Consider the following 23,393-nt stretch of genomic DNA (forward strand, 5'->3'; position numbering starts at 1 on the left):
TCGTCGGCGAAGTCGCGCCGATGTGGTTGTGATGCCGCCTGACTGGGCACACCCGTAGGGTTCTATTCATCCCCCTTCGTCCGATCCTTTTGGAGTCCACTTTGACCCGAGCCGCCACCCCGCAACCAGCCCACGTGGAGATCTGGCCCGGCAAGGCTTATCCGCTCGGTGCCACCTACGACGGTTTCGGCACCAATTTCGCGGTGTTCAGCGAGGCGGCTGACAAGGTCGAGCTGTGTCTGTTCGACGCGGGGGGTGCCGAGACCCGGGTGACGCTGCCCGAGGTGGACGCCTTCGTCTGGCACGGCTTCATCCCCAACATCGAGCCCGGCCAGCGCTACGGGTACCGGGTGCACGGCCCGTACGATCCGCCCAGCGGTCAGCGCTGCAACCCCAACAAGCTGCTGATCGACCCGTATGCCAAGGCCATCGACGGCCACTTCGACTGGGATCAGCCGCTGTTCAGCTACAACTTCGGCGACCCGGACAGCCGCAACGACGAGGACTCGGCGCCGCACATGCCGAAATGCGTTGTCATCAGCCCCTACTTCGACTGGGGAAACGACCGGCCGCCGGGATTCGAGTACGCCGACTCGGTCATCTACGAGGCGCACGTCAAGGGTCTGACGCAGACGCACCCCGACATCCCGGAGCAGATTCGCGGCACCTACGCCGCGGTCGGGCACCCGGTGATCATCGAGCACCTCAAGTCGTTGGGCGTGACGGCGATCGAACTGATGCCGGTGCACCACTTCGCCAACGACTCGACTCTGGTGGAGAAGGGGCTGTCCAACTACTGGGGCTACAACACGATCGGCTTCCTCGCACCCGACTCGAAGTACAGTTCCAGCCCGAACCCGGGTGGTCAGGTCCAGGAGTTCAAGGCCATGGTGCGCGCGTTGCACGAGGCCGGCATCGAGGTGATCCTCGACGTGGTCTACAACCACACCGCCGAAGGCAACCACATGGGCCCGACACTGTCCATGCGCGGCATCGACAACGCGGCTTACTACCGGCTCGTCGACGACGACAAGCGCTACTACATGGACTACACCGGCACCGGCAACAGCCTCAACGCCGGCCACCCGCATTCGCTGCAGCTGATCATGGACTCACTGCGGTATTGGGTGACCGAGATGCACGTCGACGGGTTCCGCTTCGACCTGGCCTCCACCCTGGCCCGCGAGTTCTACGACGTGGACCGGCTGGCGACGTTCTTCGAACTGGTGCAGCAGGATCCGACGGTCAGCCAGGTCAAGTTGATCGCCGAGCCGTGGGACGTCGGTCCCGGCGGCTATCAGGTCGGCGGCTTCCCCCCGCAGTGGACCGAGTGGAACGGAAAGTACCGCGACACCGTGCGCGACTACTGGCGCGGGGAATCGGCGACGATCGACGAGTTCGCGTCGCGACTCACCGGCTCGTCGGATCTCTACGAACACACCGGCCGCCGCCCCGTCGCCTCGATCAACTTCGTCATCGCGCATGACGGCTTCACACTGCGCGATCTGGTCTCCTACAACGAGAAGCACAACGAGGCCAACGGCGAGGACAACCGCGACGGCGAGAGCCACAACCGGTCGTGGAACTGCGGTGTCGAGGGGCCGACCGACGACCCCGAGATCAACGCACTACGCGCCCGCCAGCAGCGGAACTTCCTGACCACGCTGCTGTTGAGCCAGGGCGTGCCGATGATCGCCCACGGCGACGAACTCGGACGCACGCAGCACGGCAACAACAACGTCTACTGCCAGGACAACGAGTTGTCCTGGATCGAATGGGCCAATGCCGACACCGACCTGATGGAGTTCACCCGCACCGTCTCGGCGTTGCGGGCGAACCACCCGGTGTTCCGCCGGCGCCGATTCTTCTCCGGCCGCCCGGTCCGGCACCGCGTTGGCGGCGCGGCAGCCACGTCGGTGACACCGGGCCTGCCCGACATCACCTGGTTCGCGCCTGACGGTTCGGAGATGAGCGACGACGACTGGGACAGCGGCTTCGCCAAGTCGATCGCGGTGTACCTCAACGGCGACGGGATCCCCGACCTCGACGTGCGCGGTCAGCGGGTGGCAGACGACTCCTTCATGCTGTGCTTCAACGCCCACCACGAGCCGATGGAATTCACCCTGCCGGCCGAGAAGTTCAGCGCGGCGTGGCGACCGGTGGTGAACACCGGCGCGGACCCCGCAGACGAGTCAGAGCCCAAGCCGATCGACGCGGGGACGGCCATGACCGTCGAGGCCAGGTCGGTGGTCGTGCTGCGGGCCGATACCGGCTAGCGGTTCACTCGACGACGGGATAGAAGGAGTCGCCGTCCTCGGGCGTCCCGCTGACCTGGCCCTCGTCGGTGCCGTGCGCCTCGGGATCGATGCGGTCCATCTGCACGCCCTCGTCGGTGGGGCGCTGGGTCACATCCGGCACCTCTGCGGCCAGTTTGTCGTCAAGCGTCTCGTCGGCCTCGCCGTCAGCGGCGATCTTGTCGGCCTCGTGCCACCGCTCGGGCGGATCGACGACGTCGTCGCCGTCGTCGTTGCGGACGTCGTCGGGATCGAGGGCCTCCATCGGGCGAAGGGTGTCGCCGACGCCACCGCTGTCGTTGGGCGAGTCACCGGGGTCTGGGATTGCGCTCACGTGTGATCGGTTGCCCACTCGCCCGGCGGCTAAACGCCGCGGCCTTGCTGTGTGCGCCACCCCGGACGCCGGTTGGTCGGCACAGCCGTCCGATCACCTTGCGCAGCAGCGCCGTTGGCGCGGATATCCACGGCTTTCACCAGCTCGTATGCTAGCGTCCCGGCTTGAGCAACCGCGACCGCTGCGATGGCAACGAGGTCCTGAGGATCCGGTCGTGCCGGCCGGGCGGGCCGGCGTAAGAGGCCGACGAGCGGCGGCGCTTACCCGGCGGTCGCGGTTGCCGGCCCGGAACCTGCGGACCGCCCGAGGGGCCACGGCGTCAGCGCACGAGGCGCGCGATCGACTTGAGCGGGATCGGCACCCAGCTGGGTCGGTGGCGGGCCTCGTAGGCCGCTTCGTAGACGGCCTTGTCCAGCTCGTAGGCCTCCAGGACGTGTTTGGAGTCGCGCGGATCGGTGCCGCACACCTCGGCGTAGCCCTCGCAGAACGACGAGGCGTTGCGGTCCACCCACTCGCGTGCCCGTGCGGCCAACTGCCGGTCGCGGTCGCCGTCACCGCCCTGCTCGATGAGGCGTTGGTAGGCGGCGTACTCGTAGGACCGCAGCAGCCCCGCGACGTCGCGCAACGGCGAGTCGGGCCGCCGGCGCTCGTCGAGGGGCTGGCCGGGTTCGCCTTCGAAATCGATCAGCAGCCAGCGCTCGGGTTTGCGCAACACCTGCCCGAGATGCAGGTCGCCGTGGATGCGCTGGACGGTGATCTGCTCCTCGGTAAGCTTGCGGTAGCGCTCCTCGATCAACGGCACGTACTGCTCGAGTTCGGGCACCGACGCGGCCGCCGACGCCAGCCGCTGCAGCGCCGTCTCGGTCGGGAAGACCGTGGTCGACGTCCCCAGTTCTGCAGCCAGCGTCGCGTGCACGGAGGCGACGGCCTCACCCAGCCGGAACGACTCGCCTGCGAAATCACCACCGACCTCGTCGGCGTACAGGTCACCTTCGGCGAACAGGTCGCGCGTGCTGGCCGTCGCCATGTCCCAACCCTCGGCGGAGTTGGCGGCGAACTCGGTCACCATGCCCAGTGCGCAGGGCTCGCCGTCCCAGTCGGTTTCGTAGGACCCGAGCAGCCGGGCGACATGCGGGTTGCCTGCGCGCCCCAGCGCCCGGTTCAGTTCGATGTCGGGGTTGACGCCCGTGGTGATGCGGCGGAAGACCTTGAGGATGGCCTTCTCCTCGAATATCACGCTGGTGTTGCTCTGTTCGGCGCCGGACACGCGCGGCGCGGCGTCGAGTGGCAGGTCGACGTCGGGTTCCTTGACGAAGCGCACAGCGCCGCTGCCGGAGCCCACCGTCGCCGAGGAATCGAGCAGCGCCAGCAGACGGCTGGCCGCGACGGGTTCGTAGAGCGCGTCGTATGCCGTGCGGTCGGCATCGGTACCGATGGTCGCGACCTCGGCGTACTCATCGATCGGGCCGGTGTTCCACTGCACCAGCACCTGGTATCGCTCGTGGGAACCGTCGGCGTAGGAGACGTCGAGCAGCGCGAGGTCCAGGTCGTCGCCGAGCGCGACGCGCTCCGCCTCGCGCACCTCGGCCAACTCGCGGCTGCGTCCGGCATACCACCGTTGATGCGGTAGCCATTCGGCGAACGGCAGGCTCATGACAGCTCTCCATGCTCGGGGGTCGGCGGCCGCAACGAGAACCAGTAGAAGCCGTGGCCCGGCAGGGTGAGCAGGTACGGCAACTGGCCGATCCGGGGGAACTCAACGTATCCGGTCATCTCGGTCGGCGTGTACCCGTTGTAGGCCTGCAGGTTCAGCTCGATCGGCTGCGGGAAGCGCGAGAGGTTGTTTACGCACAGCACGGTGTCGGTGGCCGCAGGACCTTTCCCGGTGTCCTTCTCGGTCTCGCGGACGTAGGCCAGCACCGACGGGTTCGAGCCGCCCAGTTCGTGGAAGCTGCCGATGGCGAAGGCCTCGTGGCGGCCGCGCACAGCCAGCATGGTGCGGGTCCAGTTCAGCAACGACGTTGAGCTGTCGCGCTGGGCTTCGACGTTGACCGACTGATAGCCGTAGATGGCGTCCTGGTTCGGCGGCAGGTACAGGCGGCCGGGGTTGGCCGTGGAGAATCCCGCGTTGCGGTCCGGCGTCCACTGCATGGGCGTGCGCACCGCATCCCGGTCGCCGAGCCAGATGATGTCGCCCATTCCGATCTCGTCGCCGTAGTAGAGCACCGGCGAACCGGGCAGCGACAACAGCAGCGCGGTGAACAGTTCGATCTGGTTGCGGTCGTTCTCGAGCAGCGGGGCCAGCCGTCGGCGAATGCCGACATTGGCCTTCATCCGCGGGTCCTTGGCGTACTCGGCGTACATGTAGTCGCGTTCTTCGTCGGTGACCATCTCCAACGTCAACTCGTCGTGGTTGCGAAGGAAGATGCCCCACTGCGCCATGTCTGGGATGTCGGGCGTCTGGGCGAGGATCTCCGAGATCGGGAACCGCGACTCGCGCCGGACCGCCATGAAGATGCGCGGCATCAACGGGAAATGGAACGCCATGTGGCATTCGTCGCCGCCGGTATTGGGATCACCGAAGTACTCGACGACGTCGGCGGGCCACTGGTTGGCCTCGGCAAGCAGCACCCGGCCCGGGTACTCGTCGTCGACCACCTTGCGGCAGTGCTTGAGGAAGGCGTGCGTCTCGGTCAGGTTCTCGCAGTTGGTGCCCTCGCGCTCGAACAGATACGGCACGGCGTCCAACCGGAACCCGTCGATGCCCAGGTCGAGCCAGAACCGCAGCACGTCGAGCATCGCCTCCTGCACCGCCGGGTTGTCGTAGTTGAGATCCGGCTGATGCGAGAAGAACCGGTGCCAGTAGAACTGCCTGCGCACCGGGTCATAGGTCCAGTTCGACTCCTCGGTGTCGACGAAGATGATGCGCGCGTCCTGGTATTTCTCGCTGGTGTCGCTCCACACGTAGTAGTCGCCGTACGGGCCGTCCGGGTTGCGCCGCGACTCCTGGAACCATTCGTGGGAGTCGGAGGTGTGGTTCATCACCAGGTCGGTGATCACCCGGATGCCGCGACGGTGCGCGGCGTCGAGCAGTTCGACGAAGTCGTCGACGGTACCGAAATCCGGCAGCACCTTGTAGAAGTCGCGGATGTCGTAGCCGCCGTCGCGCAACGGCGAGTCGTAGAACGGCGGCAGCCAAAGACAATCCACGCCAAGCCATTTGAGATAGTCGAGGCGTTCGGTCAGGCCGCGCAGGTCACCGAAGCCGTCGGCGTTCGAGTCGTGAAAAGCCCGCACGAGCACCTCGTAGAAGACGGCCCGTTTGTACCAGGTGCGATCGGTCGGCAGTACCCGCGCGTGACCGAAGTCGTCGGCGGTCGGGTGCTCGACGACACCGTCCTCGACATGGCTGCCCTCGGCCGGGTCGTGCTCGGTTGGTTCACCGGATCTTCTGACGCCGCTGCTGTGGTCCATACGATTTCAAACCTACCCATGTCGAGAAGAATTGAACCGCCGCGATTTCGCACCGTCGGTCGCCTCGACGGACCGGTTGAATACGCGGCGGGATCCGGGTTACCGTTTCGGGCGTTGTCGATCCGGTACCCCGACGAATTGAGTGGCCGTGGATGATTCCGTGCCGAACGACGGTGAAGCGTCGGTCATTGTCGCCATGGCCGACGCCGCGATGCACATGTACACCGCCGCCATCGATGCGCTGCCCGATCGCAGCGATCCCGACTTCGCCGACCGGGTCGGGGTCGTCCTCACCGGCATGCGCAAACTGCAGCGGACGCTGACGGGGGCCGCGGCGCGCAGCCGTTCGACTCCCTCGGTCATCGTCGCGCTCAGCGGGGTGCGCAAGCGCTACGACGAGTTGATGGAGAACGCTGCCGCCGGACCCGACGCGACACTGGGGCAGCGGCTTTATGTCGCTCGGGCTCGCGCGAAGCTGTCCACGCGGGAGGCAGGCAACGGCGTGGGCCTGCGTGCGGACCTGATCGAGGCGGTCGAGGCGGAAGAACCCGCCGGCGAAGAAGAGACGTCGCGCATCAAGGACCTCATCGCCGCTCTCGGCGGCTGACGTGCGTGGCTTGGGTATCTTTCGTGGGTGACGACACGCGACCACGGCGACCCGGGCGACGCTCCGTCCGTTCCCCCGCCCCTGACCGAACCGGCTAATTCCGCGCGTCCGTCGGCGGCGGAGGAAGCCCGGACGATCGCCGCATCCACCAATTCCGGCACACTCGCGACGTTGACCGCAGACGGGGCGCCGTGGGCGTCGTTCGTCACCTACGGGTTGCTCGCCGGCGCGCCCGTGCTGTGCGTGTCGAACCTCGCCGAGCACGGGCGCAACCTGACCGGCGATCCGCGCGCCAGCATCGCGATCGTCGCGCCGAGTTCGGAGGCCGATCCGCTCGCAAGTGGCCGGGTCACGCTGGCCGGTGTGGTCGAGCGGCCCGTCGGCGACGAACTGGCCGCCGCGCGCGAGGCGCACCTGTCCGGCGTCGCGGCCGCGAAGTACTACATCGACTACAGCGACTTCACGCTCTGGGTGCTGCGGGTTCAGCGCGTGCGCTGGGTCGGCGGGTACGGCCGGATGGACTCGACGACGGGGGCGGCGTACGCCGCGGCCGGGGCCGACCCGGTGCAGCCGCAGGCGGCCGGCGCCATCGAGCACCTCAACGCCGACCACTCCGAAGCGCTGGTCGCCATGGCCAAGGTGCTGGGCGGCTACCCGGACGCCACCGCGGCGACCTGCACCGGCCTCGACCGCTACGGGCTGGACCTGCGCGTCATGACCGAGCGTGGGATGGCCTACACACGGATCGGCTACGCGGCCCCGATCGACTCGATCGGGGAGTTGCGTTCGGCCACCGTGGAGTTGGCTCGGCTGGCCAGACGCGGCTGAAATACCATCGCGACCATGTCTGCTGACACTCCTCCCTCCGGTCGGTCGGCCAACTGGCAGGCGGCGTTCGACCTCATCGCCACCCGGGGCCACGAGCGTCGCGACGAACCTTTCAAGCTGGCCAGCGGCCAACTCAGCCACGACTACATCGACGGCAAATACGCGATCGACACCGGCGAACGGCTGACGACGGTCAGCCGCGCGGTAGCCGAGCTCGCCGAGGCCGAGGGCATCGAGTTCGACGCGGTCGGCGGGCTGACCATGGGCGCCGACCCGCTGGCGCACGGCGTCGCGATGGTGACGGGCGCGGCGTGGTTCTCGGTGCGCAAGGAACAGAAGCAACGTGGGCGCGAGCAGTGGATCGAAGGCACGCGGCTCGCGCCGGGTTCGCGGGTGTTGCTGGTCGACGATGTGATCAGCACCGGCGGCTCGACCGAGATCGCGTTCGACCGGGTGACCGCCGTCGGTGCGGTCGTCACCGGCGTGATCCCGATGGTCGATCGCGGCGACATCGCGGCCAAGCGCTTCGCTGCCCGCAACGTGCCGTTCGCGGCGCTGGTGACCTACCGCGATCTGGGCATCGACCCGGTCAGGGACGTCTAGCGCGCCGACTCGACCGGGCCGGCGTTAGCATCGACGGGTGCCTGAGCGCGCAGCCCCGGAGGATTTCGACTATCTCTTCGACGAGGCGCCACCCGAGTCGAGCGCAGGCGCGCGACCGGATACCGACGTGCACTTCGACGCGTTCGACGCCACCACCTGGTACTTCGAACCGGCGCCGCCGCCCTGGTACCGCACGGGGCAGACGCTCACCCTCATCGTCGCCGCGGTCCTCGCAGCGGTCGCGCTCGTCGTCTCCGGGGCGCTGCTTATGTTCCGCACGTCCGCCCCGACGGCGGTCGAGGAGGCCACCTCCACCACTGCGAGCGTGGCGAGCACCGCCCAGTCGCGGCCGCCGTCGCGCACCAGCGCGCCCGCCCCGCCCCCACCGCCACCGCCGCCGCCGACCGAGTCCTCCGCGGCGCCGCCCGCGCCCGCTGCTCCGGTGCAGACGAACCGGCCGCGCAGCCCCTCCACCAGGACGACGAAGGAGCCCGAGATCGGGGTGACGCGCACGCCGGTGACCCGGTCGCCGATCAGCGTTGCGCCACAGCGGCCGGGCGGCACCCAGCGTTAGGCGCCGCACTGCGGGTGTTCGCGCCGCCACCACCGGAATAGGCTGGACGGATGGCCGAGTTGGATGCCGCGGCCCGGTTCGCCCGGTCCCCGGTGGCGATGCTCGCGACCGCGGGCGCCGACGCCGTGCCGCACGTGGTGCCCGTGGTGTTCGCCGTCCACCGCGACGTCGTCTACACCGCGGTCGACGCCAAACGCAAGACCACGCATCGGCTTCGACGGCTGGCCAACATAGAGGTCAATCCCCAGGTGAGCATGCTCGTCGACAACTACGACGAGGACTGGACCCGGCTGTGGTGGGTGCGGGCCGACGGCTGCGCCGAAATCCATTACCGCGGCGAGGAAATGGCGGCCGGGTATGCGCTGCTGCGAAGCAAGTATCCGCAGTACCGGCGGCTCGAACTGGCCGGCCCCGTGGTGACCGTCGACGTCACCAAGTGGTCGTCGTGGCAAGCCTGAGCGGTGGAACCGGCCGACGGCTTGTGCGAGCTGTCGGCGAGGAGAATTGTGGTCAGCACACACTGCGGCGGCAACGTGGCCGTCGCGGGGAGGGAACGTCATGGCTGACAAGACGACACATTCGGCGGGCGCAGGAGCCGTCCCCGTCGCGGACAGTCCGGCCGCCATCCGCAATGTGGTGCTGGTGGGCCCATCGGGTGGCGGCAAGACCACACTCGTCGAGGCGCTGCTGGTGGCCTCCGGTGTCCTCGGCAGAGCCGGCTCAGTGGTCGACGGCACCACGGTGTGCGACTGCGACGACGCCGAGGTCGCCCAGCAGCGATCGGTCGGCCTCGCGCTGGCGTCGCTGAAGCACGGCGACGTCAAGGTCAACCTGATCGACACCCCCGGTTACGCCGACTTCGTCGGCGAACTGCGCGCGGGACTGCGTGCCGCCGACTGTGCGTTGTTCGTGATCGCCGCCAACGAGGACGTCGACGAACCCACCAAGACCCTGTGGCAAGAGTGCAGTCAGGTCGGCATGCCGCGTGCGGTGGCGATCACCAAACTCGACCACGCCCGCGCGAACTACGACAACGCGCTCGCCTCGGCACAGCAGGCGTTCGGCGACAAGGTGCTGCCGCTGTACCTGCCATTGGGACGGGCGAAGTCGGGCGGGCGTGATTTCGATGCGCCCTGCACGGGCCTGATCGGGTTGTTGTCGACGACGCACTACGAGTACGCCGACGGCAGGCGCACCGGCACCCACGAGCCCGACGCCTCCTACCACGACACGATCGAGCAGCAGAGGGGCGCGCTGATCGAGGGCATCATCGAGGAGTCCGAGGACGAGACGCTGATGGAGCGGTACCTCGGCGGTGAGCAGATCGACCAGTCGGTGCTCATCGACGATCTGGAGAAAGCGGTCGCCCGCGCGTCCTTCTTCCCGGTGATCCCGGTGTGCAGCAGCACCGGGGTCGGCACCCAGGAACTGCTGGAGATCGTCACCGAGGGCTTCCCGTCGCCACCGGAGCATCAGCTGCCCGAGGTGTTCACACCGCAGGGCAAGGCGCGCGACCGGCTGCCGTGCGACCCCGGCGGCCCGCTGCTGGCCGAGGTGGTCAAGACGACGTCGGATCCGTACGTCGGCCGGATCAGCTTGGTGCGGGTCTTCTCGGGGACCATCACCCCCGATGCGACCGTGCATGTCTCGGGCCACTTCTCGTCGTTCTTCAGCCCCACGACGCGCAATGGATCGGGGCACAACCCGGCGCATCAGGATCACGACGAGGACGAACGCATCGGCGCGCTGTCGTTCCCGCTCGGCAAGCAGCAGCGGCCCGCGCCCTCGGTGATCGCCGGTGACGTCTGCGCGGTCGGCCGGCTGAGCCGCGCCGAGACCGGAGACACCCTGTCGGACAAGGCCGACCCGCTGGTGCTCAAGCCGTGGACGATGCCCGAGCCGCTGCTGCCCATCGCGGTACAGCCGCGCGCGAAGACCGACGAGGACAAGTTGTCGGTCGGCTTGGCGCGGCTGGCCGCCGAAGACCCCTCCCTTCGGATCGAGCAGAATCCCGAGACACACCAGATCGTGCTGTGGACCATGGGCGAGGCGCACGCCGGCGTGGTGCTCGACGCGCTGTCGCGGCGCTACGGTGTGGCCGTCGACACCGTGGAACTGCGGTTGCCGCTGCGAGAGACGTTCGGCGGCAAGGCCGAAGGCCACGGCAGACACGTCAAGCAGTCGGGCGGGCACGGCCAGTACGCCGTGTGCGACATCGAGGTGGAGCCGCTGCCGGAGGGTGGGGGTTTCGAGTTCGTCGACAAGGTGGTCGGCGGTGCGGTGCCGCGCCAGTTCATCCCGAGCGTCGAGAAGGGGGTGCGCGCGCAGATGGAGAAGGGGGTCGGTCCGGGCTACCCCGTCGTCGACATCCGCGTGACGCTCGTCGACGGCAAGGCCCACAGCGTGGACTCGTCGGACTTCGCGTTCCAGATGGCAGGCGCACTGGCGTTGCGCGAGGCCGCCGCGGCGACGAAGGTGAACCTGCTCGAACCCGTCGACGAGGTGTCGGTGCTGATTCCCGACGACCTGGTCGGCGCCGTCATGGGTGACCTGGCCGGGCGGCGCGGGCGGGTGCTGGGCACCGACAAGGTCGGCGAGGACCGCACGCTGGTCAAGGCCGAGATCCCCGCGGTCGAACTGACCCGCTATGCGATCGATCTGCGGTCGCTGGCGCACGGCGCCGGATCGTTCACGCGGTCGTTCGCCCGCTACGACCCGATGCCCGAGCACGCCGCGGCGAAGGTGATGGCCTCGGCCTGAGCACCGAAGTATCAGCGCGGCGGGTCGCCGGCCCAACTGAAGCTGTTGACGTACTTGCCCATGTCGAGCGCGATCTGCACATTGGCCCCCGACGGCTTGCCGAGCCCGAAGTCCGGGGTGAACTGGCGGAACGGCCCGACCGCGGCGGCCACGAGTGCCAGGTCGTCCTTAACGGCGACCATCACCAGCACCCGCATCCGCAGATAGCTGGCGTTGGCGCCCTGCGGCCAGCAATCGGCGACCTCGCCGTATCCGGGCCGGTACCCGACCATCGCGTTGGGAATCTCATACGCCGTGCGGGTGTCCGGAAACGTCTGCGACACAAGCGTCTTGGCGATCTGCTGCGGGGTGCGGCCGCGGGCCGGCTCGCTGAACAGGCGCAGCGTGCCACCGTCGCCGCCGACGAACTCCGCGGTGACGCCGTTGGGTTCGGTGCTGATCTCGTACGCCGAACCCGCCGCGGGAAAGGACACCGAGAAGCTGTCGTCGGCGGCGGTGAAGCGGGGATTGATCTCCACCGGTGTGCCGGTGGGCGGCCTGCCGCAGTCGGGCGGGCACATGTAGCGCACCGGAGGCTTCTCCATCGAGGCGGACAGTGCGACCAGCGCGAGCGCGACGACAGCGATGGCGCCCAGCCACATCGCCACCAACCGCAGCCGCGACGCGCGGCGCGGCGCGGCGGCCTGGTACTCGCCTGCCGGAACCGCATACCCGGGAAAGTAGCTCGGCGGCTGGGGGCTCGACGTGCTCACGGGCCCTCCGCCCGGGTGCGCACCGGCCGGTGCTCGCGCCGCTGCCGCCGCGACGACCGGGACGACGCGCGCGTCGCCGAACCGCATGCGGGGCAGAACGCCATGTCCGGAACGACGTGTCCGCACTGCGTGCACAGCAGGGGTTCGTCGGCGCGGATCGGATCGTGCGCCTCGTGCAGCAGCGCCAGGTGCAGGCCGACCCGCAGCACCAGCATCGCCGCCAGGGCCAGCGTCAGGTACATCGCCAGCATCAGCAGTTGCGGGAACCGCGCGATGTCGATGAGCCCGAGCGCGAGATACACCGCGATCACCGCCGCCGCCAGCGACACCAGCACCAGGCGTACCGCACCCGGACGCTGGTCCCGCTTGCTCGGTGGCCGGGTGAACCACAGGGCCGCGCCGATCAGTCCGCCCGCGGCCGCGGCGATCAGCGGCACCGCGACTCCCCTGATGCCCGCTTCCACCACCAGGCTTTCCAGCGGGCGCTTACTCACCACCCCGGTGCCGAACTGGGGCGCCAACCGGGTGATCGTGGCCGCGGCCGTGAACGTCAGCGCGCCGAGCGCCCCGATCATGAAGCCGTCCAGCGCCTCCCGCGTCTGCGCCCGCAGCAGCCGCACGATCACCGCGGGCATCAGCATGAGGATCAACCCGCCGAGCGGCACCCCGATACCGTCGCGCAGCAGGCGGCCGCCTGTGATGGCGCTGCCCAGCGCGATGCCGTACGAGTGCGCGACCATCGCGCCGGTCAACAACACCCAGCCGACGCCGAGGCCGATGCCGACGGCGGCGGCGAGCACCAGGGTGCCGACCGGGAAGTCCCGGAACGCGTCGGACTCCCGCAGGTAGAGCAGGAACAGCAGCGGCAGTCCCAGCGCCGAGACGGTGACGATGCCAGCCGGCATGCGCAGGTAGGTGAAGGCGGCCAGGGCGGCCACCACGACGACCAGCCCGAGCCGGAATGCCGTGCGGGATCTGCGGGAGAGGTTGGGGAACAGCGAACTGGCCACCGACGGCAGCAGCAGCGGCTCGCCCATCGCGGCGCCGTAGTTGCGCAGCCGCAGCCAGTCCGGGCCTTCGGCGCGCCGGGGGGTCAGATGACAGCCGCACAGGCCGCAGAAGTTCCCGGCAGGCACTTCCGTCCGGCACACCCGGCAGTCGGTGGTGGGGACCCGGTCCTCGCTCTCGGTCATGCGCCCGCCTGCTGCAGGAAGAGCAGATTGCGCACCAGGTTCTGTACGTCGGGTGTGCCGAGACCGGTCACCAGGTCATAGCCGGGGCCCGCGTCCGCGACGGCGTTGCCGCCGAGTGTCACGTCGCGGAACGCCGGCAGCGGTGCGCCGTCGGCGATGCGGTACAGCTGCGGGTTGAGATCACCGATGCGGCGTCCGCCGTTGGCGAGCAGGAACTGGTTCATCACCGCGGCCAGCCCCGCCCAGATCGGCGCCGACTGCGACGTGCCGCCTCCGACCAACTGGGTCTGCTTGAAGATGATCTGCACGCCGGTGAACGGGTCGGCCACCGCGGAGATGTCCGGAGTCAACCGCCGGTCGGGGAAGTCGTCGGGCGACACCCGACGCTGCCACTGGGGGCGGTCGAACAACGACGACGGTCCGCCGCCGGAGCCCAACGACAGCGGCACATCGAACCACGCCTGCTCCGAGACCCACCGGCCCCGCGCGTCGGTGGACAGCGTGGTGCCTCCGACGTCGGTCATCTCGGGCAGCGACGCCACCGAGTCCAGGCCGATGTCATCCTCACCGGGTGGTGACGAGAAGTCTTGTCCGCCTTTGCATTCGAGTCCGGCCAGATCGCCGCTGGCGTTGAACGCGGTGGTGCCGCGCGTCTGTGCCGCGGCCAGCGCGGAGCGCACCGGCGCCACGTCGGCTGCGGTGATCAGCTTGTCGCAGCCCCAGCCGATCGAGAAGCTCCACACCGCGCCGGGGAATCGGCGGTCGGCCTCCTCGAACATCTGGCCGATCTTCTCGAAGGTGGCGTCGCCCTCGATGGTCGACAGCGCGCTGAAGACCACTTTGCGCGCGTCGGGCGCGACCGCGTGTGCCACCTGCAGGTCCATCGTCGTCTCGCCGCGCGGCTCGTGCAGCTCCCCGCCGACGATCTCCGGGGTGAACCGGGGCAGGTCGAAGGTGTCGGCGAAGGTGTCGAGATCGGCCTGCTCGAACCCGTCGAACGCGAAGAAGACGATCGTGGTGCCCTCGCCGGTGTAGCCCCCGGCGGTCAGCGGGCTGACGTTGTAGGTGTTGCGCAACGCCTCCGGTGTCAGGCCGGGGTCCGGCACGTCGAGCGGCACGGTCGGAGTGTGTGACATGTTGTGCGGCAGATACCCCAGGATCCTGCCCAGCTCGGCGACGTCACCGCGAAGAGCATCCGGGATGTCGGGTTGATGCGGCGAGGCGTAGAACACCTGGCCCCGCCTGCCGCGATAATCGTGCACCTCGACGTCGAAGGCGTCGGCGACCGAGTCGGCGGCACCCTCCACCACGGCCCAGTCATGGCCGGGCCGCCAGCGAACCGCCAGATCGCGACCGCCTGCCCAGTCGAACACCGCGGTCGGGTGACCGTCGTCGTGCAACGCCATCGTCAGCTGAACGTGGCTGTTGTGCGACGGCCCCAGGTCGGTCGAGCTCGCCAACAGGTGGGAGTACGGGCCGGCGATCACGGCTCCTCCGCCACGCGGCGGCGCCGGGCGCAGGTCGGCGACGAGCACCGCCGCGGCCACCATCACCAGCGCCAGCACGCCGAACCGCCGCGCCTTCACAGCCGCCAGCGTACGTCCGGACCGACCCGTCGGGTCGTCAGTTGTCGCCGGGGATCGCCGTCGGCGCGGGCGGGGCGATCACCGTCGGCGAGAACGGGTTGGGGCCGGACGGATCGATGCGCGGCGCCTTCTCGGTCGGCTCGACCGGTGCGCCGGGAGCCGGGGCGGCGGGCGGCGCCGTGGTCGTCGTCGTGGTGGTCGTCGTGGTGGTGGTGGTCTCCTCCGTCGGCTCCTCCTCCTGGGCGCACGATGCGGTGAACATCACCATCGCCAACGTGGCGGTGCCACCGGCCACCACGGCGAGGCGACGACCGAACTGAGCTGACCTCATGAGAATTCCTATCTGTCCCGACCGAACGCCGGTAGCTGTCAAGATCAGCCCGGCGTCCGAAACTCTAACCGAACGCCGCATACCGTGCAGGGGATCGCAGGCCCGCTACGCTCCGGCCCGTAACGCGGTGAGCGCATCGGCCAGCGTTTCGTACAGCGCGAAGATCTGATCCAGGCCCGTCAACTGAATGGGTCTGCTGGTGGCCGGGCCGTTGGCGACGACGACGAAGCGGAGCTTGGTGCTGACCGATTCGTGGGTGGAGACCAGAGTCTGCAGTCCCGCCGACGCGAGAAAATCCACTCCGGAGAGATCGACCACCAGCGCGGTCGGCTCCTGCGTGAGCGCCTCGGTGATCGCAGCCTCGAAATCGGGCACGGTGGCCAGATCGACGTCGCCGCCGACCGTCAACACGGCGATCCCGTCTTCGTGGGAAACCGAGGTGGAAATCGGATCATTACGCGACAACGGTCGTCCTCCAATAAAGGGCCGCCATGATCGGCGGCTTCGCTGAGCTTAACGGGTCGCCGTCGACGGCGAATGAGTCCTCCGAGGTTCCGCCTGCCCCACTCAGGCTAGTGTCGTGGCAGAGACCGATGACCCATCCCGACGACGTCTATCAGCGCTACGAGCAGGAGCGGGCCCGGGCCGACGATCTGGCGGACCGCGACCAGTTCCGTAGCGCGCTGGTCAATTCGCTGCAGGACGGCTTCTTCGTCGCCGACCACACCGGGGCGATCGTCGAGATGAACGCCGCCTTCGCCGAGATCACCGGTTACGGCCCCGACGGGCTGCCCTATCCCATGCCGCACCCCTGGGTGGTCGACAAGCATGCCGCCGACGTGCGCAGCCAGGGGCTGGCGCATGAGGGCAGGCTGGCCGACGAGTTCAAGATCCGCCACCGCGACGGCCGCGACAAATGGGTCGCCATCAGCATCAACGCGGTCACCGCGGAGCAGTCGACCCCGGGTCTGTACGTCGGCACGGTCCGAGACGTCACCGCCGCGCACGCCGCGGGTGAACGCGACCGCGCGGTGGCGCGGTTGGCCACCGCCGTCAGCGTCGCCAAGAACGTCGACGAGGTGCTGGCGATCACGCTCGCGCAGTGCCGCATCCCGCTAGACGCGGGCCGGATGATGGCGGTCATCTGGCCGCAGGGTGACGCCGAACCGGCACTGCACACCGCGGGCGAGCCCCCGGTGTCGGGTTGGGCCGAGTTGGACGACGACTGGCGTCGCACACTGGAGGACGCCCGCGACTGGATACCGCTGACGGTGACACCCGTGGGTGCGGCGCCCAGCGCGGGAACGACGCGCGGCTTCGTCAGCGTGCTCTCCGGTGCGCGCGACGTCGTGCTGTGCCTCGAGCATCGGGTGCCGCGCGTGGTCAGCGCGGAGGATCGGGCTCTCATCAACGCCTTCGTCGGCCATCTCAGCCTGGCGATGCAGCACGTCCGCCAGTTCGAGAGCGCACGCGAGACGTCGCTGACGTTGCAGCGCTCGCTGCTGGCGCCCACCGACCTGCCCCCGGGATTCGCCGTGCGCTACGAACCCGCCGTGCCTCCGCTGGAGATCGGCGGCGACTTCTACGATGTGCTGCCGGTCGGTGCGCACCGGATCGGCATCGTCGTCGGCGACTGCGTGGGCCGGGGTCTGGGCGCGGCGGCCGTGATGGGTCAGCTGCGCGCGTCGGCGCGCGCACTCCTGCTGACCGGCGTCGAGCCGGCCACGCTGCTCGAACAGCTCGACTCGGTGGCCGCGCTCATCCCGGGCGCGATGTGCACGACGGTGTTCGTCGCGATCATCGACACCGGGTCCGCCGCCGTCCACTACAGCGGCGCCGGCCACGTACCGCCGCTGCTGGTGACGGGCGGTTCCCCGGCAGAACTGCTCGACGAGGCGAACTCGGTGCCGCTGGCCGTGCAGCGCACCCAGCCGCGGCCGCAGGCGTGCCGCCCCCTGGTGCCGGGGTCCACACTCATGCTCTACACCGACGGCCTGGTGGAGCGGCGGGACCAGTCGATCGACGACCAGATCGGTCAGGTCGCCGATGTCGTGGCCGCAACGGCTGGCCTGCCGATCGAGGAGGTCGCCGATGCAGTGCTGGCTGAACTCGCCCCCGAGGGCGGCTACGACGACGACGTCGCGATCGTCCTCTACCGCCTGACCGGCGACTCCCTGATCATCGACGACGAGGCGACCGCCGAGCGCCTGACCGACATCCGCCACCGGCTCGCGACGTGGTTGTCGGCGAACGGAGTCGCCGAAGTCGTCGCCACCGACCTGGTTCTGGTGGTCAACGAAGCCTGCTCGAACTGTGTCGAGCATGCCTACCGCGGCCGCGATCCGGGTCGCATGCACATCGAGGCCCGGATCCGTGGCGATCTCGTGCACGTGTGCGTCGCCGACGACGGGTCCTGGAAGACCCCGGCAGCCGATCCGGGCACCCGGGGTCGCGGCCTGCTGTTGATGCGCGCGGTCAGCGACCAGGTCGACCTCGACGGCACCGCCGCGGGCACCACGGTGAATATGACGTTTCAATTGTCGGACAGTCCTCATTGACGGTGCGCTATGCACACCGGTGCTCCGGGCGTGGTATGACAATCATCAGCAGGGAACGACTGTCGAGGAGAGGCAGCGATGCGCGTTGTTTGGCATGCGTTGAGGCGGGTGCGCCTCTAGGAACCGGAGGTGCTGTGTCTGGAGCTGAAGACATCACCGCCGGACGGCGTGGTCCCTCGTCGCCGGGCCGAACCGCATGACCGACAGCCAGTTCCACCTCACGGCCGCCGAGGCCGAGGCCCCGTCCGTCGTCACCGCCAGTGGTGAGATCGATCTGGCCAATGCCGACGAGTTCGCCGCCGTGCTGGCCCGCGCCGTTGCCGACGGCTCCTCCGTGATCGTCGACATGTCCGCGGTGACCTACTGCGACAGCGCTGCACTGCGCGAGCTGTTCTCCGTCGCCGCCGGCGCCAAGCTCACCCTCGTGGTTCCGGCGCAGGGACCGATCACCACGCTGCTGCGCATCTCCGGCCTCGACAAGGTCGCCACGGTCAACGTCATCGACTGATCGGAAAGCATTGCCCGCAACGCACTTCCATCCGCGCCAGCATCCGCAGCTTGTCGCACTGCTGCACCGGATCCTCGACCGCGTGAGAGCCGACCTCAGCAGCGCGATCGGGCTCGCGATCACCGTGCACGACAAGCAGTCCCGGGACCGCCCGGCGCCGATCGCGGCTTGCGGGCTCGGAGCAGACATCGTCGGTGCCCAGTTCTCCGGGCTGGGCGGTCCCGTCGTCGACGCACTGACCCATCAGGTTCCGGTGGTCAGCCCCGACCTGTGGACCGACGAGCGCTATCCCGCGCTGACCGTCGATGCCGTCGCCCGACATGCACCCGGACTGCGGGAGGATCTCGAGCGTGTGCACGGCGCGGCAGCGGTGCCCGGGCTCTGGCGCGAAGACGCCGCCGTCGTACTCTCCTGCACGCTGTCCGAGGCGGCCACTGCGACCACCGTGACCACGCTGTTCGCCTACGAGCAGCTGGTCTCGGCCGCACTGGTGACCACGGCCGCCGAGAACGCCGCCGCGTTCGAGGACCTGCTCAGCGCGCTCCAGTCGCGCGGCGCCATCGAGCAGGCCAAGGGTGCGCTGATGGGCCTGGTCGGCTGTGATGCCGAACAGGCGTGGAACATGCTGCGCCGGGCCAGCCAGGAGTTCAACGTCAAGCTCCGCGAACTGGCGGTGGCGCTGCTGGAGCACATCAGCGGCGCGCCCGCCGAACAACCCGGGATCACCGATCCGATCGCACCCCGCGAGCCCGCGCGCGACGCCGCCCGGCTGCTGTGGACCGCCATGCGCGAGGGTCGGGCACCGGGCCACGCGTCCTAGTCTTGCCTGCGGCCGGCGACGGCGGCCTCCAGACGCTCCTCGAGCGCTCCCTCGTCACGGCCCAGGGCGATGGTCGCCGCAGTCATCGCGGCGATCGCGATCGTGATGGCCACCGCCTTGATCCCGTTCACCATCAGATGCTCGCCGAGCACCACCGCGCCGAGCACGACGGCGATCACCGGTTCGAGCACCAGCATGGTCGGCACGGAGGTCTGCAGCGACCCCGCATGAAACGCCGACTGCTGCAGGAACACCGCGATTACACCGAGCAGCACCAGCAACACGACCAGATACACCGCAGGCGGGGAGAGGACGCTGGCCGCCCCGTCGTGAGTGAGCAGGTGCATGACGATCTTGGTCAGCACCGCGACGACCCCGAACATCACGCCGACGGCGACGGCAAGCAGCACCGCGCGCCGCCACCCCGCCGTGCGAACGGCGACCACGACACAGGCCAGCACCGCCGCCGTGCAGATCAGCGCGACGAGTGCCGACAGTGGCGCCGAGGCCTTGTAGTCGCCCGGTCGGGCCTTGGCCAGGACCACGAACACCGCCAGCGCCACGGTGAGCACCAACGCCCAGATCCACTCGCCCCGGGTGACGCGGCGGTTGGCAAGCCGCGCGCTCATCGGCAGTGCGAACAGCAGGGCTGAGACCAGGATCGGCTGCACGAGCAGCAGCGACCCGTAGGCCAGAGCGAGGGCCTGGAAGCCGAAGCCCGCCACCGCCGCGGCGGTGCCCGCCCACCACAGGGGTCTGCGCAGCAGGGTCAGGAACATGACGCTGCTGACGCCGTGCTCGGCGGGAACGTCCATGGTGGCGCGCTGACGGACCACGATGCCGATCGCCAGGAACACGGCGGCCAGCAGCGCGAGCAGGACAACCAGACCATGGCCTACCAAAGCGTTGAGCTCCTCTCCGACCACGGCCAGCACACGCCCCAAGCGAAACACATCGAGTCAGCGGCCGCGAAATCGACTGAGCATGGGGCGCGTCCGGGTTTCGGCCCTCGGCGCAACGGGCATTAACGCGATCATGAACTTGCGACGGTTGGTCTTGCTGGCAGGTGCGGTCGTGCTGGTCGTCGGGATCGTCGGGCTCCTATTGCCGGTTTCGATCGCCGGATCCGAGGGCCAGGAGATCGGTTGCGGTAACGCGGTGGCCGCCGACTACTCCGCGGCCCGTGAGGCGGACAACAGCAATCCCGTCAACCTTCCGGTGATCAACGAGATCGTCCCGCACACCGACGCCGTCGCCCAGTGCGAGTCTGCGGTGTCCGACCGCCGCATGTGGGCGATTCCCGTCGCGATCATCGGGGCGGTGCTGCTGGTCGGCGGGTTGCTGGTCGGCGGCCGCGGCACCCGGACGCGCTAGCTTGCTTCTCGGTCCCGCACCACCTGCAGGGGCGGGGCTTCTCCGGTGGGGGCGATCTTGTCGTTGACGTTCGCCACCACGGTGTCGACCCGGTTGACGGCACGGTCGCACAGCCCGCGCACCCTGTCACTGGCGGCGTCCACATCGTCGACGGCACTGAGCAGGTAGGCCCTCACATTGAGGCGCAGTCGCTCGCCGGCAGATCGCACGCGGCGGCGGAGCCGGTCGTCGATCTCCACCGTGACGTACGGCATCACGCGCAGCTTCATGACCTCACAGTAGCGACCGCACAGTGGCGGCGTTTTCGGACACACGAGACGCACGCTGGCCCCAGCCCCATAGCTGGACCTTCACGTCCGCTCACAATCGGTTGCTGCACTAGAGACCATTGACGAGTCGACTTTTTGGACTGTAGAGTCCAGATAGCTCGGTTCCATTCGGACAGATAGGACTGTGATGAAGTCAGCTCAGAGGGGTCGGCGAATCACCGCGATCGCGAGCGGTGCCGCGGTGACGGCCATGCTCCTGCTCACCGCGTCGTGCGCCAACGAGAGCGAGGCTCCCGAGGAAACCACACCGACGACCACTACCACCGCGACCACCACCGCGACGCCGCCCGCCGCGCCCGCCCCCGGCGCTCCGGTCGAGCCCACCGAGAAGGCACCGCGGATCGATCCGAGCGGCCCCAATCCGTTCTCGCCGACGGTGATCGCACCACCGGCGCCCACGGCGATCCCTGGGGACAACTGACCGTAGCGGGCAACCGGTCGCGTCAGGGCGTCGACTGGGCGGCGACGGCGAACGACGCCACATGGCCGATCGCCATGTCCAGCGCCGCCTGCATGAGTCGGGGATCGCGTCCGGTCTGCGAGAGCAGGTAGCCGCCCTCGACGGCGGCGAGCAATCCCGTTGCCAGCGGGCGGATGTCGACGTCCGACCGCAGTACACCGCCGTCGCGCATACGGCCGAGCGCTGCGGCCAGCAATTCGCGCCATTCGGTGAAGTGCACACTGAGCGCACTGCGCGCCCGGTCGTCGGTGTCGGACAATTCCGCTGCGAGAGAACCGAGTTCGCAGCCCCACAGTCCGCGACGAAGCGCACACCGCTGCACCATGGCGTCGCGCCACTGGTACAAACCCTTGAACGAGTCCACCTTTTCGAGTCGCAGCCGCTGCCACGACAGCACCTCGTCGGCGCGTTGGGTGATGACTTCGTAGACCAGTTCGGCCTTGTCGTCAAAGTGTTGGTAGAACTGGGATTTGCTCGCTGCACCGGCGGCAAGGACATCGTCGATGGTGGTCGCCGCGACGCCCTGGGCGTGCATCAGCTCGGCGGCGGCCAGGATGATCCGGTTGCGGGTGGCCGCGCCCCGCGATGTCAGCCGTGGCCGCGGCGCGGGATCGGATTGCGGCGGCACCACTTCACTGTATCGCTGCGGCTTCCTGCTCATCGCGGGTCTGGGCGAGTGGCCGTCCGGCGGTTTCCCGCAGTGTGAGGACCACGGCCAGGGAGACGAGCGCCGCGATCACCAGGTACCACGAGGGGGCGAGGTTGTTTCCGGTCTCAGCGGTGAGCCATGTGACGACGTAGGGTGTGGTGCCGCCGAAGGCCGCCACACAGATGTTGTAGCCGACCGAGAAGCCGCTGTAGCGCACGCGGGTGGCGAACAGCTCGACGCCGGCCGACACCGCGACCGAGACATAGATCGACTCGATGACGGCAAGGCCGCAGTGCGCGGCGATCGCGGCGATCACCGAACCCGAGTTCAGCAGCAGGAACAGCGGATAGCCGAGGACCGCGAAGGCGAGCGAACCGGCGATCAGCATCGGCCGCCTGCCGATACGGTCGGACAGTGCGGCCAGCGGCAGGATCAGCACAAGCGCGACCAGGCTGGCCAAGGTGACCGAGACGAAGGCGCTGGTCTTGCTGTAGTCCAGGGTCTTGATGAAGTAGGCGGGCAGGAACGTGAAGACCACGTAGTAGCCGATGTTGAAGACGACGAACATTCCGATCAGCTGCGCTATGGGCCGCCACGACGTCGAGACCGCTTCGCGCAGCGGTGACTCGGCGATGCGATCGCTGTTGCTGAGCTCGGCGAAATGGGGTGTGTCGTCGAGGCGTAACCGGATGTAGAGGCCGACGAGCCCGAGCGGACCCGCGATGAGGAACGGGATGCGCCAGCCGTAGCTGTTCATGGCGTCCGTCGAGAGCAGCGCCTGCAGCATGGTGACGGTCAGCGAGCCGAGCAGAAAGCCCAGCACACCGGACCACGCCATGAAGGTGATGGTCAGCCCGCGACGCTTCTCGGTGGCGAACTCGGCGAGATAGACTGCCCCGCCGCCATATTCACCGCCGGCGGAGAAGCCCTGCAGGCAGCGCAGGAACAACAGAAGCAGCGGAGCGGCGACGCCGATGGCGGCGTACGTCGGCAACAGCCCGATGAGCACCGTGGCCCCGGACATCAACAGGATCACCAGTGCGAGCACCCGTTGCCTGCCGAGCCGGTCCCCCAACGGCCCGAAGAAGAACCCGCCGAGCGGGCGCATGAAGAAGGCCGCCGCGAAGATGGCGAAGGTGTTGAGCAGCGCCGCGGTCTCGTTGCCTGCCGGGAAGAAGTTGGCCGCGATGAACGTCGCGAGGAAGCCGTAGATCGCGAAGTCGAACCATTCCACCGCGTTGCCGATCGAGGCGCCGGTGATGGCCTTCCGCACGGCGCTGGACATGCCGATCCTCCGAATCTAAGCGTCCCGCTGAGCATTTCGCTTACGGGTGGCAGTGACCCTGAAAAGATAGCCGT

24 protein-coding genes are annotated in these 23,393 nt (G+C 68.7%); 11 read left to right on the plus strand and 13 right to left on the minus strand.

The annotated features are described in order from the left end of the window. Positions 1-134: 134 nt before the first annotated feature. Positions 135-2,276: a glycogen debranching protein GlgX gene (gene glgX, locus K3G64_RS08465; protein ID WP_238949108.1), complete on the plus strand. Its 2,142-nt coding sequence runs from the start codon at positions 135-137 to the stop codon at positions 2,274-2,276. A 4-nt stretch (positions 2,277-2,280) separates the two neighbouring features. Here glgX and K3G64_RS08470 read toward each other — a convergent pair whose 3' ends face one another. The 3 genes from K3G64_RS08470 to treS all read right to left on the minus strand — a co-directional run bounded on the left by K3G64_RS08470 (position 2,281) and on the right by treS (position 6,102). Continuing rightward, positions 2,281-2,559 (minus strand): hypothetical protein, encoded by a 279-nt coding sequence (locus K3G64_RS08470; protein ID WP_238950523.1) that lies wholly within the window; start codon positions 2,557-2,559, stop codon positions 2,281-2,283. Positions 2,560-2,947: 388 nt separating this feature from the next. Continuing rightward, positions 2,948-4,282 carry a maltokinase N-terminal cap-like domain-containing protein gene (locus tag K3G64_RS08475; protein WP_238949109.1) on the minus strand — a complete coding sequence of 445 codons (1,335 nt, stop codon included), beginning with the start codon at positions 4,280-4,282 and terminating at the stop codon, positions 2,948-2,950. Then, a complete protein-coding gene (treS, locus tag K3G64_RS08480; protein WP_238949110.1) occupies positions 4,279-6,102 on the minus strand; it encodes a maltose alpha-D-glucosyltransferase in 1,824 nt (607 codons plus the stop codon). Before treS ends, K3G64_RS08475 begins: the two co-directional genes overlap by 4 nt. A gap of 217 nt (positions 6,103-6,319) precedes the next feature. Here treS and K3G64_RS08485 point away from each other — a divergent pair, with 217 nt between their 5' ends. The 6 genes from K3G64_RS08485 to K3G64_RS08510 all read left to right on the plus strand — a co-directional run bounded on the left by K3G64_RS08485 (position 6,320) and on the right by K3G64_RS08510 (position 11,474). Beyond that, positions 6,320-6,709, plus strand: a complete 390-nt coding sequence (locus K3G64_RS08485) for a hypothetical protein (protein WP_238950524.1) — start codon at positions 6,320-6,322, stop codon at positions 6,707-6,709. Positions 6,710-6,736: 27 nt separating this feature from the next. Next, positions 6,737-7,537, plus strand: coding sequence for a HugZ family pyridoxamine 5'-phosphate oxidase (locus tag K3G64_RS08490; RefSeq protein ID WP_238949111.1), 801 nt, complete (start codon positions 6,737-6,739; stop codon positions 7,535-7,537). A gap of 15 nt (positions 7,538-7,552) precedes the next feature. Next, positions 7,553-8,140 (plus strand): orotate phosphoribosyltransferase, encoded by a 588-nt coding sequence (locus K3G64_RS08495; RefSeq protein WP_238949112.1) that lies wholly within the window; start codon positions 7,553-7,555, stop codon positions 8,138-8,140. A gap of 37 nt (positions 8,141-8,177) precedes the next feature. Then, a complete protein-coding gene (locus K3G64_RS08500) occupies positions 8,178-8,714 on the plus strand; it encodes a hypothetical protein (protein WP_238949116.1) in 537 nt (178 codons plus the stop codon). 50 nt (positions 8,715-8,764) lie between these two features. Further along, positions 8,765-9,172: a TIGR03668 family PPOX class F420-dependent oxidoreductase gene (locus tag K3G64_RS08505; RefSeq protein WP_238949117.1), complete on the plus strand. Its 408-nt coding sequence runs from the start codon at positions 8,765-8,767 to the stop codon at positions 9,170-9,172. A gap of 100 nt (positions 9,173-9,272) precedes the next feature. After that, a complete protein-coding gene (locus tag K3G64_RS08510; RefSeq protein ID WP_238949118.1) occupies positions 9,273-11,474 on the plus strand; it encodes an elongation factor G-like protein EF-G2 in 2,202 nt (733 codons plus the stop codon). 11 nt (positions 11,475-11,485) lie between these two features. On the opposite strand, the gene K3G64_RS08515 is transcribed toward K3G64_RS08510, so the two are convergent. The 5 genes from K3G64_RS08515 to K3G64_RS08535 form a co-directional block, all read right to left on the minus strand. Next, positions 11,486-12,226, minus strand: a complete 741-nt coding sequence (locus K3G64_RS08515) for a hypothetical protein (protein ID WP_238949120.1) — start codon at positions 12,224-12,226, stop codon at positions 11,486-11,488. Beyond that, positions 12,223-13,419, minus strand: coding sequence for a zinc ribbon domain-containing protein (locus K3G64_RS08520; protein WP_238949121.1), 1,197 nt, complete (start codon positions 13,417-13,419; stop codon positions 12,223-12,225). The genes K3G64_RS08515 and K3G64_RS08520 overlap by 4 nt, the downstream gene beginning before the upstream one ends. Continuing rightward, on the minus strand, positions 13,416-14,969 hold the full coding sequence (locus K3G64_RS08525; RefSeq protein ID WP_238950525.1) for a S53 family peptidase: 1,554 nt from the start codon (positions 14,967-14,969) through the stop codon (positions 13,416-13,418). The genes K3G64_RS08520 and K3G64_RS08525 overlap by 4 nt, the downstream gene beginning before the upstream one ends. 73 nt (positions 14,970-15,042) lie before the next feature. Beyond that, the gene (locus tag K3G64_RS08530; RefSeq protein WP_238949122.1) at positions 15,043-15,336 is read right to left on the minus strand and encodes a hypothetical protein; all 294 of its coding nucleotides are present in this window, start codon (positions 15,334-15,336) and stop codon (positions 15,043-15,045) included. Between the two features lie 105 nt (positions 15,337-15,441). Beyond that, the gene (locus K3G64_RS08535) at positions 15,442-15,801 is read right to left on the minus strand and encodes an STAS domain-containing protein (protein WP_238949123.1); all 360 of its coding nucleotides are present in this window, start codon (positions 15,799-15,801) and stop codon (positions 15,442-15,444) included. Positions 15,802-15,929: 128 nt separating this feature from the next. Here K3G64_RS08535 and K3G64_RS08540 point away from each other — a divergent pair, with 128 nt between their 5' ends. The 3 genes from K3G64_RS08540 to K3G64_RS08550 all read left to right on the plus strand — a co-directional run bounded on the left by K3G64_RS08540 (position 15,930) and on the right by K3G64_RS08550 (position 19,222). Beyond that, a complete protein-coding gene (locus K3G64_RS08540; RefSeq protein WP_238949124.1) occupies positions 15,930-17,894 on the plus strand; it encodes a SpoIIE family protein phosphatase in 1,965 nt (654 codons plus the stop codon). A 196-nt stretch (positions 17,895-18,090) separates the two neighbouring features. Further along, positions 18,091-18,402: an STAS domain-containing protein gene (locus tag K3G64_RS08545; RefSeq protein ID WP_238949125.1), complete on the plus strand. Its 312-nt coding sequence runs from the start codon at positions 18,091-18,093 to the stop codon at positions 18,400-18,402. Between the two features lie 82 nt (positions 18,403-18,484). Then, the gene (locus K3G64_RS08550; RefSeq protein WP_238949126.1) at positions 18,485-19,222 is read left to right on the plus strand and encodes an ANTAR domain-containing protein; all 738 of its coding nucleotides are present in this window, start codon (positions 18,485-18,487) and stop codon (positions 19,220-19,222) included. Here the strand turns inward: K3G64_RS08550 and K3G64_RS08555 are convergent. Further along, complete coding sequence (locus K3G64_RS08555; RefSeq protein ID WP_238950526.1) at positions 19,219-20,124, minus strand: DMT family transporter; 906 nt, start codon at positions 20,122-20,124, stop codon at positions 19,219-19,221. The two genes, K3G64_RS08550 and K3G64_RS08555, sit on opposite strands and share 4 nt — an antisense overlap. Positions 20,125-20,257: 133 nt before the next feature. Between K3G64_RS08555 and K3G64_RS08560 the strand changes: the two genes are divergently transcribed. Continuing rightward, positions 20,258-20,596: an aminopeptidase gene (locus K3G64_RS08560; protein WP_238949128.1), complete on the plus strand. Its 339-nt coding sequence runs from the start codon at positions 20,258-20,260 to the stop codon at positions 20,594-20,596. Here K3G64_RS08560 and K3G64_RS08565 read toward each other — a convergent pair. The 4 genes from K3G64_RS08565 to K3G64_RS08580 form a co-directional block, all read right to left on the minus strand. Further along, the gene (locus tag K3G64_RS08565; protein ID WP_238949130.1) at positions 20,593-20,865 is read right to left on the minus strand and encodes a hypothetical protein; all 273 of its coding nucleotides are present in this window, start codon (positions 20,863-20,865) and stop codon (positions 20,593-20,595) included. The genes K3G64_RS08560 and K3G64_RS08565 overlap by 4 nt on opposite strands. A gap of 198 nt (positions 20,866-21,063) precedes the next feature. Beyond that, positions 21,064-21,324: a hypothetical protein gene (locus K3G64_RS25660; protein WP_370647125.1), complete on the minus strand. Its 261-nt coding sequence runs from the start codon at positions 21,322-21,324 to the stop codon at positions 21,064-21,066. A gap of 44 nt (positions 21,325-21,368) precedes the next feature. Then, a complete protein-coding gene (locus K3G64_RS08575) occupies positions 21,369-22,013 on the minus strand; it encodes a TetR/AcrR family transcriptional regulator (protein ID WP_238949132.1) in 645 nt (214 codons plus the stop codon). Between the two features lie 4 nt (positions 22,014-22,017). Further along, positions 22,018-23,319 (minus strand): MFS transporter, encoded by a 1,302-nt coding sequence (locus tag K3G64_RS08580; RefSeq protein WP_238949133.1) that lies wholly within the window; start codon positions 23,317-23,319, stop codon positions 22,018-22,020. Between the last annotated feature and the right edge of the window lie 74 nt (positions 23,320-23,393).

It is taken from the genome of Mycobacterium sp. IDR2000157661, from assembly GCF_022317005.1.
Classification (GTDB): domain Bacteria; phylum Actinomycetota; class Actinomycetes; order Mycobacteriales; family Mycobacteriaceae; genus Mycobacterium.